We start from the raw sequence: 19,287 nt of genomic DNA on the forward strand, positions 1-19,287 counted from the left end.
TTTTGCAGTGAAAAAACAAGTACCAACAACGATTAAAAAGCGTATTATGATCTGTAGTGTTCTATTTGCCGTCGCTTTAATTGCTCTCATTGTAAGGCTAGGATATGTGCAAATTGGCATGGGAGGCTTTTTACAAGATAAGGCATTTGAACAACATACAAGGGACCGATTAATTTCACCAACAAGAGGAACAATTTACGATCGAACAGGGAAGGTCCTTGCACAAAGTGGTTCTGTATCCACTATTGGTGTCGTACATGCTCAAATAACAGACCCTGCAATGGTAGCAAAAATTCTATCAGAGAAACTAGAGATGAACTATGACGAAGTGTACAAAAAGGTTACCAAGCGTGTGGCATTTGAACGTATTAAGACTAAAGTAGATAAAGATATTGCAGATGAAATTCGAAATATGAATTTACCAGGGGTTAAAGTAGATGAAGACTCAAAACGTTATTATCCATATGGCTCACTTGCAGCACAAGTTATTGGATTTGTAGGAAAAGATAACCAAGGTATTGTAGGCCTAGAAGTTCAATATGATTCTTACCTAAAAGGTACAGAAGGTAAAATCTTAATGGAGACAAATGGACATGGAGAAAGAAGAGAAGAAGAAGTAGAAGTACGTATTGACCCTGAAAATGGTACTAACTTAGTAACCACACTAGATGTTACCCTTCAAGAATATGCAGCACAAGCAATAGAAAAAGTTGTAACAGAGAAACAAGCCAAACGTGGTAGTATTGTATTGATGAATCCTCAAAATGGCGAAATCTATGCAATGGCCAACTATCCTACATATGATCTTAATGAACCGTTTACCATTAATGATCCCGAGCTTTCTGCCAACTGGCATACATATACATATAAAGAAAAGCAAGATTACTTAAATGCAATGTGGCGTAACTTTACGATTAATGATACTTATGAGCCTGGTTCTACATTTAAAGTATTTACATCAGCTATGGGACTAGAAAGTGGTGTTATTACACCAGAAAGTGAATTTAACTGTAATGGAAGTAAAGTAGTAGGTGGACGTACGATTAAGTGTTGGAGAAGTCCAAGGAATCATGGACATCAAACTTTCGTACAAGGCGTACAGAATTCTTGTAACCCTGTATTTATGGAAGTAGGTGAAAGAATCGGTGCAACTAGATTCCATGACTATATGGTCCAATTTGGATTTAAAAAGAAAACAGGTGTTGATCTTCCAGGAGAAGCTGTAGGTATTATGTACTCAGCAGATAAGATGGGGCCAGTAGAACTTGCAACTATGTCATTTGGTCAGTCATTTCAAATTACACCCCTTCAACTTCTGAGTTCTGCATCAGCTATTATCAACGGTGGATACACTATTACACCTCATTTTGGGAAAGAAATTGTAGATGATTCTGGAAACGTCTTACAGGCATTTGAGTATGATAAAGGAGAACAAATTATTTCAACTAAAACCAGTGATCAAATGCGTGTTATCTTAGAAAGTGTAGTAAGTGAAGGAACAGGTAGCAAAACTTATATTCCAGGTTACCGTATTGGTGGTAAGACAGCCACATCACAAAAATTACCTCGTGGTTCTGGAAAATATATTGCTTCCTTTATGGCATTTGCACCAGCAGATGACCCTCAAGTGATAGGGCTTGTTCTGATTGATGAACCTAAAGGTGTTTACTATGGTGGTGCTGTAGCTGGTCCAGTTATGCAAACAATTATGGCAAATACGCTTCCTTACTTAGGTATTGAGCCAGTCTATAATGAAGCAGAACTTAAGTTAGATGAGACTCAAAAAGTAAAAGTACCTGACTTTAGAACACTACCTTTGAAAGATGCCAAAATTTTAGCAAATTCATCACAAGTTTTAGTCGAATTTATTGGTTCTGGAGACTTAGTGCTTAACCAATTCCCACTTCCAGGAGAAGAGATTAATAAAAATAGTAAAATTCTTCTATATACAGAGTAACTTCTCTTTTTAATCCTAGCAAGTCATGGTATAATAACTAAGATATTTGTATATTTACATGAGGAGGACATTATGAAGCTCATAACGTTATTAAAAGATATTTCCTACGACTTGATTATGGGTCAGCCTAATCAAGAAGTTGATTCAATCATATATGACTCACGTATTAAGACAACAAACGGGCTCTTTATTGCTATTAAGGGGTTTAGTACGGATGGACATAAGTACATTGATGCAGCGATTGAAAATGGTGCCAAAACCATTGTGGTAGAAGATGAAGTAGAAATTAAAAAAGAAGGTATTACAGTGATTAAGGTAGATAATACACGTACTGTAATGGCACGTCTTGCAGTGAATTTCTATGACAATCCTTCTAAGAAACTTAGTCTTGTTGGGGTAACAGGCACAAATGGTAAAACAAGTATTACATTTTTACTTGGTCAATTATTAGAAGCTTACAATAAGAAGATTGGTATTATTGGTACCATTGAAAATCGTATCGGTAGCACCATTTTAAAATCACAACATACAACACCAGAATCAGCAGATCTACAAAAACTTCTTGCTACAATGGTAGATGAGGAAGTAAGTCATTGTTTAATGGAAGTATCTTCTCACGCTCTTGCCCTTCACAGAGTAGATGAATGTGCTTTTAAAGTAGGTATGTTTACAAATTTAACACAAGACCATTTAGATTTTCATAAAACAATGGATGAATATGCAAAAGCGAAAGCTTTATTATTTAACCGTTGTGAAGTAGGTATTCTCAATGAAGATAGTGAATATGTTCAAGTAATGAAGGAGAATGCAACATGTAAAGTTATTACCTATGGTATTGATCATCCTGCAGACTATAGAGCCTCAGACATTCATATTACAGCTCAGGGTGTAACCTATACACTTACAACAGATGAAGGAACGTTCAAAGTAGAAATTCCAATTCCAGGTAAGTTTACAGTTTATAATACACTTGCAGTGATTTGTGCTGCTAGACAATTAGGTCTTTCAATGGACTTTATTGTAGAGCACTTAAAAGGTGTAAAAGGCGTACCAGGTCGTGTACAATCTTTCACTTCACCAAAAGGCTATAGTGTACTTGTAGACTATGCACATACACCAGATGGACTTGAAAATGTACTTGAAACCATCAAGCAATTTGCAAAAGGTCGTATTATCACAGTATTTGGTTGTGGTGGTGATCGTGATAATACAAAACGTCCACTCATGGGAGAAGTAGCAGCGAAATACTCTGATGAAGTCATCATTACATCAGATAATCCAAGAAGTGAAGATCCCTTTGCCATCTTAGATCAAGTTGAAGTAGGCGTAAAGCGTCATCAAGTAGACTATATTAAAATGGAAGACCGTAAAGAAGCAATTTACCATGCATTAAACCGTGCAGGAAAAGATGATGTTGTATTGATTGCAGGAAAGGGACATGAAAATTATCAAATTTTGAAAGAACGTATTATTCACTTTGATGATTCAGAAATCGTGCGCGCATTTATACAGGGGGAAGAGTAATGAAACTGCTTTTACAAGATATTATTGCCGCTATTGGGGGGAGATGTTTAAACACTCCTCCTGATGGCAATAACTTTATAACAGCCATTGAAACAGATTCAAGAAAAGTAAAAGAAGGAAGCTTATTTGTTCCTTTAAAGGGGGAACGCTTTAACGCACATGACTTTATTACCTCAGTGGCAGAACTTGGTGCAACTGCAACGTTGACAGAGGAATTAACAGTTAGGGATGAGCGTCTGTTACATATTTTTGTTGCAGATACCAAGAAGGCATTGTTAGATCTTGCGGCATATTATAGAAGTTTATTTGAAATTCCGGTTATTGGGGTAACAGGGAGTGTTGGTAAAACTTCTACGAAAGATATGATTGCTGCAGTTCTTAGTGCAAAATTTAATGTTTTAAAAACGCAAGGTAACTTTAACAATGAGATAGGTTTACCACTTACATTATTTAATTTAAGACCTGAACACCAAGTAGCAGTTATTGAAATGGGAATGAATCATTTTAATGAAATTCATCGTTTAAGTGTTACAGCACTACCAGATGTAGCTGTTATTACAAATGTAGGAACTTCCCACATTGAAAATTTAGGCTCAAGAGAAGGCATTTTAAAAGCTAAACTGGAAATTCTGGATGGCTTAAAAGAAAATGGGTTACTTTGTCTAAATGGAGATAATGATTTATTAAGTCAAGTAGAAGTGACTAAATGGCCAATGATTAAATTTGGTGAAGGAGAAAACAACGATTATCGTTGTGAAAATGTTTCAGCAAAGGGACATGATACTTATGCAACGATTATTACACCACATGACAAATATGATGTAGTGATACCAACACTTGGTATTCATATGGTTTATAACAGTTTAGTAGCCATTGCTATTGCTGAAAAATTAGGTATGACACAAGATGAAATTAAAGAAGGTCTTAAGTTATATACACCGAGTAAGATGCGTATGAATATTTCTAAGACAAAAAATGGTATTACTGTACTAGATGATGCGTATAATGCTAGCGTGGACTCTATGTGTGCTTCTTTAAAAGTTTTAGCTGAATACGAATCACAAGGAAGAAAAATTGCAATTTTAGGAGATATGTTTGAAATGGGAGAATTTGCTCCAGAGCTTCACGCACAAGTTGGTGACTATGTGGCAGAGCTTCCAATTGATGTACTCTACGCAGTAGGCGACCTTGCAAAATATATTGCAGATGGTGCAAATAAACATAAAAAAGATACTTTAATAGTAAACTACTATAAAGACAAAACAGATTTAATTCTTGACCTTCATAATATTCTTCAATCAGAAGATGTCGTGTTACTTAAGGCATCACGTGGCATGCAATTTGAAGAGATTGTGAAAGCAATAGGAAAGGTGAATGATAATGAATAATCAAGTTTTTTATGCAGTTATTATTGCATTTTTATTAAACATCGTTATCAGTCCATTTGTCATTCCGTTTTTAAAACGACTGAAATTTGGGCAAAATGTACGAGATGATGGACCGAGTACTCATCTTAAAAAATCAGGTACACCAACAATGGGTGGAATCATTATTTTGATAAGTATGACACTTACAAGTTTACTTTTCATAAGTGGTAACAAATCATTACAAACTATTTTGTTTGTTACACTTGGGTTTGGATTTATTGGTTTTTTAGATGACTACATCAAAATTGTTAAAAAGCGTTCTTTAGGTCTTACACCTATGCAGAAAATTATAGGTCAGCTTGCAGTAACTTTTATTTTTGCATACTTATTATACTTCTATGTAGGTATAGACACTCAAATTTTATTACCCTTTACAAATGGACGTATGTTAGATGTTGGTATTTTATATTGGCCACTTCTTATTGTAGGTGTCATTGCAGTAGTTAATGCGGTTAACCTAACAGATGGATTAGATGGTCTAGCATCAAGTGTTACTGTTCTTGTAGCGACATTCTTTGCAGCAGTAGCATTTGTTACATTGAGTGAAGTGACACCTATTGCAGGAGCAGCAGTAGGAAGCTTACTTGGCTTCTTACTCTTTAATACGTATCCGGCAAAAGTATTTATGGGTGATACGGGTTCATTAGCTTTAGGAGGCTTTGTTGTTGCAACGGCTTTTGTTATGAAAATGCCACTCTTTATTTTAATTGTAGGACTCATCTACGTAATTGAAAACTTATCTGTTATTATTCAAGTGGCTTACTTCAAGAAAACTAAAAAACGTTTCTTCAAAATGGCACCAATTCACCACCATTTTGAGTTATCAGGTTGGCCAGAAACAAAGGTTGTAACAGTTTTTTCTATTATTACAGCTATGTTATGTTTAATTGGTTTAATTGCACTATAATAGGGGGCATAGATGATGGAAAATAAAAATGTAATTATTGTGGGGTGCGCAAGAAGTGGTCTTGCAGCAAGCAAGCTTGCAAAACGTAATGGATGTGAAGTGACCGTTTATGACCAAAAGGCATATAGCAATTTCCACCAAGACGTACAACAAGATATTGATGATTTAAGAGCAATGGGCATTCAATTTAAATTGGATGAAAATATATCACTCTTAGATTATGATCTTATTATTTTAAGCCCAGGAGTGCCAACTGATCTACCATTCTTGGAAGAAGCAAGAAATAGGGGTAAAAACATTATAGGTGAATTAGAATATGCTTCAACTTTTTGTAAAGCACCTATTGTAGCTATTACAGGTACAAATGGAAAAACAACAACAACAACACTTGTTGGTGAAATAATGAAAGCTTATAACAAACATACCTATGTGGTTGGTAATATTGGTAGAGCTTTTAGTGAAGATGTACTAGATATTCCGGAAGATGGAATTGTTGTAGCGGAAGTAAGTAGTTTTCAATTAGAAACAACCAAAACTTTTCATCCTAAAGTGGCTGCTATCTTAAATATTACACCAGATCATTTAAATAGACATAAAACAATGGAGAACTACTGTCAGGCCAAGTATGATGTATTCAAAAATCAGACGGTGGCAGATACTATTGTATTAAATGAAAAAGATCCTTATTTTGAAGAGGCAAAAAAACTTGCACCTTCAAATGTGATTACCTTCAATAGTGATGTGCAAACAGCACAAGGGGCTTATAAAGAAGCAGATACACTTTATGAAAATATTGGGCAACAAACTGAAAGAATTTGTGCAGTATCAGAATTAAAAATTGTTGGGGCGCATAATATAGAAAATGCCCTAGCGGCGATTGCAATATGTACAGCTTTTGGAGTACCACGTTCTATTATCATAGATGAACTTAAATGCTTCATGGGTGTAGAACATCGTTTGGAATATGTGTGTACTAAAAAAGGTGTAGATTATTACAATGACTCAAAAGCAACTAATGTAGATGCTGCTATACGTGGTCTTTTAGGAATGAGTAAGCCAATTCACTTACTTGGTGGAGGAATGGATAAAAAGATTTCCTTCGAAGAGTGGGTAAAACTTTTTGATGGACGTGTTAAGAAGCTTTACGTAATTGGTGAATGTAAAGACCAAATTATAGATGAGTGTAACAAACAAGGTTTCATAGCTTATGAAGCATATGAAACTTTTGCACAAGCGATTAAAGCGGCTTATAGCGAAGCACAAAAAGAAGAATGTGTCCTTTTATCACCAGCTTGCGCAAGTTGGGATATGTTTGAAAGTTACGAACAAAGAGGAGATTTATTTAAAGAAATAGTGAATCATTTGGAAGGGTGATGTAAATGGAAACATCTAAAGCACTTACCAAAAGAAAAAAGCCACCGGTCAAGCATTCACCGGACTATTTACTTATTGCAATGATTGTGCTCATTGTAGGATTTGGAGTGGTTATGGTTTATAGTGCCAGTCACTACCATGGAATGACAAACTTTGGAGATGCATTTCATTTTGCTAAAAAGCAATTAATCTTTGGAATTGTAGGGATAGGAGCTATGATGTTTGTAACCTATTTCTTCAACTATCGTATGTTAGCTAATATTAAGTTAGCAAGTATACTTTATGTGGTGTCTATGATTTTAGTAGGATGTGCCTATGTATTTGGTACAGAGGTTAATGGTTCCTCTAGATGGATTAACCTTGGACCAATTCAATTCCAACCTTCAGAGATTGTTAAGATTGCGGTTATTATTATGCTTGCGACTTATATTATGAAATACCGTAAGAAGATGGATCAATTGAGTTATGTTATTGGTGCATTTGCACTTGTAGGTATTCCGGCATTACTTGTTGCAAAAGAAAACTTAAGTTCTGCAATTGTTATTGCTTTTGTAGGTTTTTTAATTATTTTCATCTCAACGCCTAAATGGTGGTATTACATAGCGTTAGTTATAGTAGGTACCGTAGTGGTATTTGCAGTATATTACATAGCCGTAAATAACGTACAGTTTGAAGGACCATTAGGTGAGATTTTAGCACCTTATCGTCTTGCACGTATACGTATTTGGCAAGATCCATGGATCGATCCCGTAGGAGGGGGCTATCAGCCAATTCAGTCCCTTTATGCTATTGGTTCAGGTGGACTCTTTGGAACAGGGCTTGGGCAAGGCATCCAAAAGCTAGGCTTTATACCAGAGCCTCACAATGATATTATCTTTGCAGTTATCTGTGAAGAATTAGGACTTGTAGGTGCGGCATTACTTTTACTTGCATATGGTGTACTCGTTTTAAGAGGATTTAGTATTGCAGCACATGCGCAGGATTTCTTTGGTGCACTTGTTGCAACAGGCATATCAGGAATGATTGCTGTACAAGTACTCATTAACGTAGCCGTAAATACAAATACCGTACCAACAACAGGGATGCAGCTGCCTATGGTCAGCTATGGTGGTACAGCTCTTTTGATTTTATTAGGATCTTTAGGGATCTTGGTTAATATATCGAGAACGTCAGCGATTGGCAAACCGAAAGAGTAAGTAAATAAAGGGGTTGTTACACTAGGTTTATAGTGGAACAACCCCTTTAAAAAAACTTAAGATAAGTAGAGGAGGGACTTATGAAGAAATATAAGACAGTAGAATTTACTAAATGGCTTTATGGCATTGGAGCAATTATATTATTTGTAGTTATTATTCTCTTTTTACCAGTATGGTATATTCAAGAGATTGAGCTTGTTGGAAACTATTATTATAATGGAAATGAAATTTTAAAGGTAGCGGCACTGGATAAAGGGATGCATCCTTTAAGTATTGATACAAAGGATGCAAAAAAAGCTATTGAAGGCTTACCTTTTATAGAACATGCAAACGTAAAATATCAATTTCCGAATACACTTAGAGTAGAAGTGAATGAAAAAAGACCATTAGGTTATGTAGCTTTTCATGATAGTTATTTATGTATTAACGGAGATGGGACTGTTTTAGAACAAAGTAAAGAAAAAAGACTTAAGCTTCCAGTGTTAGAAGGGTTACAATTTGAGTACTTTGTGTTAGGGGAAAAACTAGGTACAGAGAATGCAGAAAAGGTCAGTACTATGAATGAAATGATGGGTGTATTCGATAAATATGGTTTTACAGAGAAGGTAACGAGCATAGACCTTTCAAATCTAGAAGAAATCCACTTGTATGTTGATAAATTAGATGTTATAATTGGTAATATCAGAGATTTTGACAAAAAGGTAAAATGGTTAGTAAAGGTAAATGATGGGTATTCTATGGGTATATTAGATTTAACATCTATCGCACATGGACAAGCTGTACTTACACCATTAGACTAATACGACTTTTTATCCTACATAAAGTTGAATTATATTGAACCTTAATATAGTGAAGAGAAATTAGCAGAGGGGGAGTCAGTTGTGCTCGAATTTTGTATGGAAAATGAATGCCAAGGGGCGCAAATTAAAGTAATAGGTGTTGGTGGCGGTGGTAACAATGCTGTAGATAGAATGATCGAAAAAGGTCTTGCAAGTGTAGACTTTATTACAATTAATACAGATCATCAAGCGTTAGCACGTTCTCAAGCACCAACAAAAATTCAAATCGGTGAGAAAATGACAAGAGGATTAGGTGCAGGTGCTAATCCAGAAATAGGAACAAAATCAGCCGAAGAAAGCCGTGAAGAAATTATCCAAGCTATTAAAGGAACAGATATGCTCTTTATTACAGCTGGTATGGGTGGTGGTACAGGTACAGGTGCTGCACCAGTTATTGCAAGTATAGCAAAAGAACAAGGGATCTTAACTGTAGGTGTTGTAACAAAACCTTTTGGTTTTGAAGGTAGAAAACGTATGCTCAATGCTGAAAAAGGTATTGAAGAACTTAAAAAATCAGTTGATACACTTGTAATTATTCCAAATGATAAAATTCTTCAAGTTATTGATAAGAAAACAACAATGCTTGAAGCTTTTAGCAAGGCGGATGATGTACTTCAACAAGGTGTACAAGGTATTGCAGACCTTATTTCAAATCCAGGTGTTATCAACCTTGACTTTGCCGATGTACGCACAATTATGAATAACAAAGGTGTTGCCCATATGGGTATTGGTCGTGCTTCAGGTGAAAATCGTGCTGAAGAAGCGATCAAACAAGCAATTAGCAGTCCACTTCTTGATACAACAATTGACGGTGCAAGATGTGTACTTATCAACATGGCAGGTGGTGAATCACTTGGCCTTATGGAAGCAAATATGGGAGCAAACCTTATTTGTGAATGTGTTGACCCAGATGCAGAAATCATCTTTGGTACATCTATTAATGAAGAACTTGGTGATGAAATTATCATTACTGTTATTGCAACAGATTTCCACAATAAAGAAATTATTCCTCAACGTTTTGAACAACCAAAACAAGCTGAAGAAGCACCAGTTCAACGTGTAAGAGCAGAAGAACCAGCTCCAGCTAGAAGAGAAGAATATGGTAGAACACAAGAAGTTCAAGTGGAAATTCCACACTTCTTAAGAAGATCTAGATAATCACGAAAAAAGATACGATAATTGTCGTATCTTTTTTTTATACTTTTCTTTGTTTTTACAAAATTTGTAAGGGGAATACTATACAATAGTGCTGTAAGGAGGGAGGGTCTTGCAAGTTATATATTTAGATGTGTTATTTATAGTTAATTTTGTAATGGATTGCATGATCTTTATGAGTGCTGCTATCTTCCTAAATAAATCTCCTTCTAAAATACGCTTTCTAGTAGGAGGTTTTATCGCAGCATTACTTTATTGTTTAAGTATCTTGGTACCCATACTTAGTCAACTACCATTTTATATTTATGATTTTTTAATTCCTATTATACCTATTGTGATTATATATAAGGTAAAAAACTATAAGGAATTTTTCAAAACTTTTATTGCATGTCATTTTGCTTCTTTTTTGATAGGCGGAGCGATTTGGAATGGTTACTATATGTTTCTAAGTCAAGGTAAAGATCAAAACTTATCTCTTGTACTTGTCTTAGGAATAGGTACATTAGTTTTGATGATGTTATATGGCATGAGTGCTTATATTAGAAGGCGATTTATAATGCCACATTTTGAATATATAATGACACTTAGCCATAAGGGAAAGCAAATCTGTGTAAATGGATTTTTAGATTCAGGAAACTGTCTCTATACACTTACAACCCATAAACCTGTTACAGTAATGACTTATGAGGCAGCCAGTGAACTCTTATCTACAAAAGAAAAAGAATTGATACAGATATACCAGACACAAGGCATAGAAGGCTTGTTAGAAAAGAGAGGACATGAAAAAGTATATCTCATTCCTTATGAAAGTGTGGGCTGTAAATCAGATATCTTAGTAGGCTTTATGATGGAAAAAATTATTTTGGAAAAGGGGATGTTTCAAAAGACATTAGATCATTGTGTAGTAGGTATTGTATCCCACGAACTTTTTGGAGGACAAGATTATAAAGCATTGATTCATCCTGATTATATGATGGTATCTTAAGGGGGCAGAAAATGATTTGGAATAAGTTTTTAACAAAATGTAAAGGTTGGATAAATAAGATAATTGGACGGTTTATAATAAGTAGAAAACAACCTGTTCACTATATTGGAGGAAGTGAAGTTTTACCACCACCTCTTACAAAAGAAGAAGAAGAATCCTTAGTAATGTGTATTACTAAATACAAAGATGATTTAAAAACTTTAGGGCATGTTAAAAATGTACTCATAGAAAGAAATTTAAGACTTGTTGTATACATAGCTAGAAAATTTGAAAATACAGGTATTGGTATGGAAGATTTAATATCTATAGGAACTATTGGTCTTATTAAAGCAATTAATACTTTCAATCCTGAAAAGAAAATTAAGTTAGCAACTTATGCATCAAGGTGTATTGAAAATGAAATTTTAATGTATTTACGCCGTACCAATAAATTAAAAATAGAAATTTCTATTGATGAACCGCTTAATGTAGATTGGGATGGAAATGAACTGCTGTTATCAGATATTCTGGGGACGGAATCAGATATTATTTATCGTAATATTGAAGATGAAGTAGATAAGGCGCTTTTAAAGCAGGCACTAGAGAAGTTATCCTCTAGAGAACGTGAAATTGTTGAACTTAGATTTGGATTTAATACTCAAGGTAAAGAAAAGACACAGAAAGAAGTTGCTGATTTACTGGGAATTTCTCAATCTTATATATCAAGATTAGAAAAGAAGATTATATCCAGATTAAAAAAGGAAATAACTAGAATGAGTTGATTGGATGAATAAAATAATATGGGATGGAAATGCTTATTTATATGCTTATGTAATACTTAATGGTATGACTAGGAGGAATCTGCATGGCTATTAATAAAGTAGAAATCTGTGGTGTAAACACAGCAAAATTACCCATCCTTTCCAATGAAAAGAAAGAAATCCTTTTTAAACTCATTGAAGAAGGTGATTTACACGCTAGGGAAGAGTATATTTACGGAAATTTAAGACTAGTACTCAGTGTGATTCAACGTTTTAACAACAGGGGAGAGCATGTTGACGACCTCTTCCAGGTCGGTTGTATTGGGCTCATTAAAGCAATTGATAACTTTGATGTTACACAAAATGTTAAATTTTCCACGTATGCAGTACCTATGATTATAGGGGAAATCAGACGTTATTTAAGAGATAACAACTCTATTCGCGTTAGTCGTTCATTAAGAGATACGGCTTATAAAGCTTTACAGGCAAAAGAAAGACTTACAAAACAAAATGCAAAAGAACCAAATATACAAGAGATTGCTGCAGAACTTGGTATACCAAAAGAAGATGTTGTATTTGCATTAGATGCAATACAAGATCCTATTTCTTTGTTTGAACCTGTATATCATGATGAAAGTGATGCCCTTTATATTATGGATCAAGTAAGTGACGAGAAGAGTCAAGATGATATTTGGCTCGAAAATATTTCTTTAAAAGAAGCAATGAAACGTCTTAATAATAGAGAAAAACATATTTTAACTTTACGTTTCTTTGCAGGAAAAACTCAGATGGAAGTTGCTGATGAAATTGGTATTTCTCAAGCACAGGTTTCTCGACTTGAAAAAACAGCACTTAAACATATGAAGAAGTATATATAAAAGAGTAGAGGGGGAATTAGCGAATGCGTATAGGTGATATGAAGCACAAAGAAATTATTAATACGTTAGATGGAGCAAGATTAGGTTATATCTGTGACGTAGAGATTGACTGGACAACAGGACAGGTTAAAAAATTAGTGGTACCTGGACCAGGAAAAGTAATGGGCTTATTTGGACGAGAAACAGAATATTTAATTCCTTGGGAAAATATTAAGAAAATCGGAGAAGATATTATACTGGTTGAACTTCAGGGTAGCATGCCAATTAAGTCAGATGAATATTGACTTTAATAAGATACATATGTTATGTTAAAGTATAATACATGTGTAGGAGGATAACCTATGAAGTGTCCTTTTTGTGGATATGCTATGTCTAAAGTACTTAATTCAAGACCTACTGAGGACAATAAGTCAATAAGAAGAAGAAGACAGTGTGAAAAATGTGAGCGTAGATTTACCACGTATGAAAAGATTGAAAGTATGCCTATTATGGTGATTAAATCTAACCAAACAAGAGAAACTTTTGACCGTGATAAACTACTCAAGGGTATTTTACGTTCCTGCAATAAGCGTCATATTAGTTTAGAGCAAATAGAAGCAATGGTAAGTGAAATCGAAAACCAAATCTATGCATCTGAACGAAAAGAAATAAGTTCATCTGAAATAGGTGAAATTGCTATGGAGTATCTTAAGCAAGTAGATGAAGTTTCTTATATTAGATTTGCTTCAGTCTATAAGAAGTTTAGAGATATTGATGAATTTATAGTAGAACTTGAAAATATTAAAAAGAAAAAGCACAAATAAAAAGAGTTATTGCATCTTAATGCATAGCTCTTTTTATTTGTGTCTAATTAGGGAGGATTTGCATTATTATCTAATATGTTATATCATGTAATGGTTAATATAAAAAATATGCTAAGTCATTCTTAGTATACTAAGAAGGTAGTTGTTAAATACATAATATAAGGAGAACTAATGGAAGGGATAAAAAATTATACGGAAGATATTGTAGAGTTAATATTAAATAGTGTATTAGATGAATATAAAGATATATGTAAATGTGATTATTGTAAAAGGGATATTGCTGCTATTGCTTTAAATAGTTTACCGACTTATTATGGATCAACAAAAAAGGGTGAAGTTATCGCTAAAAGTCATTTACTAAGTTCACAAATGGAAATTGACGTGATTGCAGCAATTACAAAAGGTGTTGAAAAGGTATCAAGAGATGTAAGACATGATAAATAAGGTGATTGATAGGGAACTATTTCATTAGAGAAATAGTTCCCTATTTATATAGAAGGAATTTAATAAAACTTGCGATCAAGTAGTCTATAACCAATGGCTTCACACATAACATCTTCGTCAATTAGTGCTTTATCTTCTAAATCACTAATAGTTCGAGCTATACGCAGAATTCTAGCATAGCTTCTAGCGCTTGCGCCTACGGATTGAAACCAGTGGTCTAAAAGACGCTCTGCATCAGAATCAAGCGGACAGTATTTACTAAGAAGATGAGTAGGGATTTGGTGATTAGAAGTAAAGGATTCACCTTTATAACGTTCTTCTTGGCGTGCCTGGGCTTGCTTTACGGACTCACGAATTTGGGATGAAGAAAGACAAGAACCTTTTTTTAGCGATAAGAAAGAGACAGGTTGTATTTCTAAATGTAAATCAATACGGTCTAAGAGAGGGCCAGACAATTTACTTAGATAGCGTCTAATAGTAGGAACATCACAATGGCATCTTGTTGTATCAGGGTAATAACCACATGGACAAGGGTTTGTAGCTGCAATAAATAGAAAATGAGCAGGGAAAGTCATGTGATCATTAGAGCGTGCTAAAGTAATACAACCATCCTCTAGTGGTTGTCGTAAAGTTTCTAAAGTCTTTTTGTTAAATTCAAGGAGTTCGTCTAAGAAGAGTACGCCCAAATGGGCAAGGCTTAATTCTCCAGGTTTTGGGTGCCTGCCTCCACCTGCAAGGCCGGCTAGAGTAACTGTATGATGAGGTGCTCTAAAAGGATGCTTTATAATAGGAAGAGATACGTCCAAATAGGAAGCTAAACTATAAATTTTAGTGAGTTCAATTTGTTCAGATTCAGTAAGAGGTGGTAAGATTGTTGGAAGACGTTTAGCCATCATTGTTTTGCCACAGCCAGGAGGACCGATAAGTAGTGTGTTATGATGACCAGCAGCAGCGATCATTAAACCTCTTTTAACATTTTCTTGTCCATGTACATCAGAGAAGTCTAGTGAGAAATCAAGTGAGGAATGAGATGGAGAAAGTTGAGAACTAGGAAGTGGTTGGGTAGGAAGTATATTTCTAGATAAATAATCGACGACTTCTTTTAAAGTATGAAAATAAAGTAGAGTCTGGTGTTTAGCAATTTGAAGTTCAGAGGCGTTTTCAAAGGGGAGAATATAAGGAAGTGTATGAGCCTTGCCATAAACAATAGGAATAGCACTGCTTACATGTCTTAGAGTGCCATCTAGAGCAAGTTCGCCTAAAAAGATTTTGTTTTCAAAATGAAGGGGATCAATGATACCCATACACCCTAAAATTCCAAGAGCAATGGGAAGGTCGTAAAGACTTCCTTCTTTTCTAATATCAGCAGGAGCTAAATTTATGGTAATGCGTTTAATGGGGAATTCATAACCACTATTCTTAATAGCACTTTTAACACGTTCTTTAGATTCTCGAACGGCACTATCAGGTAGACCGACAATATCAAAAGAAGGGAGCCCGTCACATAGATCAACTTCTACTCCCATCTGTACAGATTCTAAACCATTTAAACAATAACTGATTAATTTGCAAAACATAAGGGTATCCTTTCTAAAAATTACTATTAAAGCTTTAACCCAAAATTTAGAGTTTTAATCATCTTTATCATATTTTTAGAGATTTATTAAAGGAGTTTTTTGAATGGAAAATAGAATGAATGAAGTTTTGATGTATTGCCTATGGTTTCATCTACTACCAATAAGTGAAAAGATCAAATATAAATGGTGGCAAGAAACAGGTAGTTGTAAAAATTTTTTTGAAGCAGATAGTAACATTTATATAGAATTAGGCATAGATTTAGAAAATATACACATGATAGAAGCAACTAAGGAAAATCATAAAACTGTTATACAACTCTATACAAGTATACAAGAACAAGAGATTCATGTCATAGGTATAGATGAAAGTGAGTATCCTATTTATCTAAAAGAGATTGTTGACCCACCCTTTGTTCTATTTTGGAAAGGAAATACTTTTATCAATAAACCAGCACTAGCAATTGTGGGTTCAAGAAAATGTTCAGAATATGGTTATCAAGCAGCTATAGAACTTGGATATGAATTGACTAAAGTAGGTTTCTTAGTAGTAAGTGGTATGGCAAGAGGTATTGATGAAGCAGCACATAAAGGTGCTTTAAAAATAGGAGAGACACTAGCAGTCTTAGGCACTAGCGTAGATATCTGTTATCCTAAGCAAAACTATAAGTTATATCAAGATATTTTGCATACAGGATGTGTCGTATCAGAATTTGTACCCCCGACAGAACCAAGGGCATATCAATTTCCTAAGAGGAATCGCATTATTAGTGGAATGACGTTAGGTACGATCGTAGTAGAAGCTTCTGAAAGAAGTGGGTCTTTGATCACTGCACGTTTAGCTTTAGAGCAAAATAGAGAAGTTTTTGCAGTGCCTGGGAATTTTAACAGTGCACTGAGTAAAGGCAGTCATAGACTTATTCAATCAGGTGCGAAATTGGTCACTTGTGGGAGTGATATTGTACAGGAAATTATGCCTCAAATATCGATTCATATGACCAATTTTACAAATAATTGTGTAAAGATTCCTACACAAATACTTGATAAAGTTGAAATAATGGTATATGATTACTTAAGTTGGCAACCTAAAGAATTAGTAAATATTGCAAATCAAATGAATATGACAGAAATAACGATAGAAAAAATCTTATTAAAATTAGAGATAAAAGGAATTATTATGCGTCTACCTGGTAGGCGATATGTTCGTTTGAATTAGAGTATTAGGAGGTTATTATGGCAAATAACTTGGTTATTGTGGAGTCAGCTGCCAAAGTAAATACAATAAGTAAATTCCTAGGGAAAACTTATAAAGTAGAAGCTTCTATTGGACATGTTAGAGATTTACCTAAGAGCCAACTTGGTATTGATGTAGAAAATAACTTTGATCCAAAGTATATTACCATTCGTGGTAAAGGGGACTTACTCCAAAAATTACGCAAAGAAGCTAAAGCTGCAAAATGTATTTATCTCGCAACTGACCCCGATAGAGAAGGGGAAGCGATTTCATGGCATCTATATCATGCCTTAAAATTAGAAGGAAAAAAAGTTTACCGTATTACTTTTAACGAAATTACAGAACAAGCTGTAAAGGAAGCAATTAAACATCCACGTGAAGTAAATATGGACCTAGTAGATGCACAACAAGCTAGAAGGGTGCTAGACCGTTTAGTAGGGTATAAAATTAGCCCGATATTATGGAAGAAAATCCGTAAAGGTCTAAGTGCAGGACGTGTTCAATCTGTTACATTACGTCTGCTCTGTGACCGAGAAAAGGAAATTCAAGAGTTTATTGAACAAGAATATTGGTCGATAGAATCTTTATTTAAACAAGGGAAAACTAAAGGTTTTGAAGCAAAACTTGATAAAATAGGTGATAAAAAAGCTGATATCAAAAATGAACAAGAAGCCCAAAAAATTGTGGATGCTTGTATGAATCAACCTTTTGAAGTTATTTCAACAAAAGTATCAGAACGTGTTAAAAATCCAGTGTTACCTTTTACAACAAGTACAATGCAACAAGATGCTGCAAAACACTTAGGATTTTCAACACAAAAAACTATGAATATTGCCCAACAGCTTTATGAAGGGGTTAAAATAGGTAAGAAGGAAGTCGGTATTGTTACTTATATCCGTACAGACTCCGTAAGAATTTCAGAAACAGCTAAAGAACAAGCAGTAGAGTACATTACATCTAAATTTGGTAAAGAGTACGTACAAGACGGAACAGCAAAGAAGCAAGTTAAAGCAGCTAAGATTCAAGATGCCCATGAGGCAATTCGTCCAACTTATATTACGTATGAGCCACAAGAAATTAAAGAATATTTAAGCCGTGACCAATATCGTCTGTATCAAATGATTTGGAGTAGATTTGTGGGAAGTCAGATGACACCAGCACGTTATGAATCACATGCAATTAATATTAAAAATGGTGAATATACTTTTAAAGCAACTTACTCTGTACAACTTTTTGATGGTTATTTAAAAGCATATGCACTTGAAAATGAGCAAAGCGGTAAGGTTACTACGATTAAAGTGAATGTAGGTGATCAATTAGAATGCATTACACTCACACCTAATCAACACTTTACACAACCACCAGCACGTTACTCAGAAGCGAGTCTTGTAAAAACGTTAGAAGAGAATGGGGTAGGTCGTCCAAGTACCTATGCACCAACTATTACCACTCTGCTTGCAAGAGGCTACTTAACAAAAGAAAATAAGGTACTTTATCCAACTGAACTTGGTGAAGTCGTAAATAATATTATGCTTTCTCATTTTGATGAAATTGTAGATGTTGAGTTCACAGCACAACTTGAAAAAATATTAGATGAGATTGCATCTGGAAATGTACAATGGAAAGAAATCATAAAAGCCTTCTATCCAAACTTTGCAAAAACTGTTTTAAAAGCAGAAGCAGAAATAGAAAATATTGATTTAACAGAAGTGACAGATATTCCTTGTGATAAATGTGGTGCACATATGGTTGTACGTTATGGAAAGTATGGTAAGTTCTTAGGGTGCCCGAATTTCCCAGAATGTAATTTTACAAAACCATGGTATGAAGAAGTTGGCGTAAAATGTCCTCTTTGTGGAGGAGAAGTTATCCTTAAGAAAACGAAAAAAGGCCGTACCTATTATGGGTGTGAGAATAATTCTGATAATTGCGATTTTATGTCTTGGCAACGTCCGACAGGAGATAAGTGTCCAGTATGTGGTGATGTACTCATTGAAAAAGGTTCAGCCAAAAATAAACACGTAGTTTGTCGAAATAACACTTGTAATTATGGAAAAAAAGGTCAACAAGTGACAAATGAACAAAATGCACAAGAAAAAATGTAAACTTATGTAATTCTTTGTAAAAGAAAGGGTTGAGTTTTCTTTTTATTTATGATATTATGATTTATGTGTAAATGATGATTTTTTGGGGGGACAAAGTTGAATATTCAACTTTGTCTTTTTAGTGGAGATAAATGTATAAAGTGTA

Annotated in this window: 17 protein-coding genes; 16 read left to right on the top strand and 1 reads right to left on the bottom strand. The window is 34.5% G+C overall.

Annotation, left to right across the window (positions count from 1 at the left end):
* The first annotated feature begins 46 nt into the window (after positions 1-46).
* The 14 genes from PBV87_RS13325 to PBV87_RS13390 all read left to right on the top strand — a co-directional run bounded on the left by PBV87_RS13325 (position 47) and on the right by PBV87_RS13390 (position 14,229).
* Positions 47-1,957: a penicillin-binding transpeptidase domain-containing protein gene (locus tag PBV87_RS13325; RefSeq protein ID WP_053986343.1), complete on the top strand. Its 1,911-nt coding sequence runs from the start codon at positions 47-49 to the stop codon at positions 1,955-1,957.
* A gap of 72 nt (positions 1,958-2,029) precedes the next feature.
* Complete coding sequence (locus PBV87_RS13330) at positions 2,030-3,481, top strand: UDP-N-acetylmuramoyl-L-alanyl-D-glutamate--2,6-diaminopimelate ligase (protein ID WP_053985164.1); 1,452 nt, start codon at positions 2,030-2,032, stop codon at positions 3,479-3,481.
* Entirely contained in the window at positions 3,481-4,869 is a 1,389-nt protein-coding gene (locus tag PBV87_RS13335) for a UDP-N-acetylmuramoyl-tripeptide--D-alanyl-D-alanine ligase (protein WP_271012601.1), read from the top strand. The genes PBV87_RS13330 and PBV87_RS13335 overlap by 1 nt, the downstream gene beginning before the upstream one ends.
* Complete coding sequence (gene mraY / locus PBV87_RS13340; RefSeq protein ID WP_053985162.1) at positions 4,862-5,815, top strand: phospho-N-acetylmuramoyl-pentapeptide-transferase; 954 nt, start codon at positions 4,862-4,864, stop codon at positions 5,813-5,815. The genes PBV87_RS13335 and mraY overlap by 8 nt, the downstream gene beginning before the upstream one ends.
* A gap of 15 nt (positions 5,816-5,830) precedes the next feature.
* Entirely contained in the window at positions 5,831-7,189 is a 1,359-nt protein-coding gene (murD, locus tag PBV87_RS13345; RefSeq protein WP_271012602.1) for a UDP-N-acetylmuramoyl-L-alanine--D-glutamate ligase, read from the top strand.
* A 5-nt stretch (positions 7,190-7,194) separates the two neighbouring features.
* Complete coding sequence (locus tag PBV87_RS13350) at positions 7,195-8,385, top strand: FtsW/RodA/SpoVE family cell cycle protein (protein WP_053985160.1); 1,191 nt, start codon at positions 7,195-7,197, stop codon at positions 8,383-8,385.
* A gap of 80 nt (positions 8,386-8,465) precedes the next feature.
* A complete protein-coding gene (locus PBV87_RS13355) occupies positions 8,466-9,185 on the top strand; it encodes a cell division protein FtsQ/DivIB (protein ID WP_271012603.1) in 720 nt (239 codons plus the stop codon).
* 81 nt (positions 9,186-9,266) lie between these two features.
* Positions 9,267-10,382, top strand: a complete 1,116-nt coding sequence (gene ftsZ, locus PBV87_RS13360; protein WP_053985158.1) for a cell division protein FtsZ — start codon at positions 9,267-9,269, stop codon at positions 10,380-10,382.
* Between the two features lie 109 nt (positions 10,383-10,491).
* Positions 10,492-11,364 carry a sigma-E processing peptidase SpoIIGA gene (locus tag PBV87_RS13365; protein ID WP_053985157.1) on the top strand — a complete coding sequence of 291 codons (873 nt, stop codon included), beginning with the start codon at positions 10,492-10,494 and terminating at the stop codon, positions 11,362-11,364.
* 11 nt (positions 11,365-11,375) lie between these two features.
* Positions 11,376-12,125 carry an RNA polymerase sporulation sigma factor SigE gene (gene sigE / locus PBV87_RS13370; protein ID WP_053985156.1) on the top strand — a complete coding sequence of 250 codons (750 nt, stop codon included), beginning with the start codon at positions 11,376-11,378 and terminating at the stop codon, positions 12,123-12,125.
* A gap of 83 nt (positions 12,126-12,208) precedes the next feature.
* Positions 12,209-12,982 (top strand): RNA polymerase sporulation sigma factor SigG, encoded by a 774-nt coding sequence (gene sigG, locus PBV87_RS13375; RefSeq protein WP_053985155.1) that lies wholly within the window; start codon positions 12,209-12,211, stop codon positions 12,980-12,982.
* Between the two features lie 23 nt (positions 12,983-13,005).
* The gene (locus tag PBV87_RS13380; RefSeq protein ID WP_053985154.1) at positions 13,006-13,266 is read left to right on the top strand and encodes a YlmC/YmxH family sporulation protein; all 261 of its coding nucleotides are present in this window, start codon (positions 13,006-13,008) and stop codon (positions 13,264-13,266) included.
* A gap of 57 nt (positions 13,267-13,323) precedes the next feature.
* The gene (gene nrdR / locus PBV87_RS13385; protein ID WP_053985153.1) at positions 13,324-13,785 is read left to right on the top strand and encodes a transcriptional regulator NrdR; all 462 of its coding nucleotides are present in this window, start codon (positions 13,324-13,326) and stop codon (positions 13,783-13,785) included.
* Positions 13,786-13,956: 171 nt separating this feature from the next.
* Positions 13,957-14,229, top strand: a complete 273-nt coding sequence (locus tag PBV87_RS13390; protein WP_053985152.1) for a late competence development ComFB family protein — start codon at positions 13,957-13,959, stop codon at positions 14,227-14,229.
* 59 nt (positions 14,230-14,288) lie between these two features.
* Here PBV87_RS13390 and PBV87_RS13395 read toward each other — a convergent pair whose 3' ends face one another.
* Entirely contained in the window at positions 14,289-15,806 is a 1,518-nt protein-coding gene (locus PBV87_RS13395; protein ID WP_271012604.1) for a YifB family Mg chelatase-like AAA ATPase, read from the bottom strand.
* A gap of 103 nt (positions 15,807-15,909) precedes the next feature.
* Between PBV87_RS13395 and dprA the strand changes: the two genes are divergently transcribed.
* Together dprA and topA are read left to right on the top strand one after the other, a co-directional pair.
* Positions 15,910-17,019, top strand: a complete 1,110-nt coding sequence (gene dprA / locus PBV87_RS13400) for a DNA-processing protein DprA (protein ID WP_271012605.1) — start codon at positions 15,910-15,912, stop codon at positions 17,017-17,019.
* A 17-nt stretch (positions 17,020-17,036) separates the two neighbouring features.
* Positions 17,037-19,142, top strand: a complete 2,106-nt coding sequence (gene topA / locus PBV87_RS13405; RefSeq protein ID WP_053985149.1) for a type I DNA topoisomerase — start codon at positions 17,037-17,039, stop codon at positions 19,140-19,142.
* Positions 19,143-19,287: the final 145 nt, after the last annotated feature.

This window comes from Holtiella tumoricola (assembly GCF_027857615.1).
In the GTDB taxonomy this organism is placed as follows: domain Bacteria; phylum Bacillota; class Clostridia; order Lachnospirales; family Cellulosilyticaceae; genus Holtiella; species Holtiella tumoricola.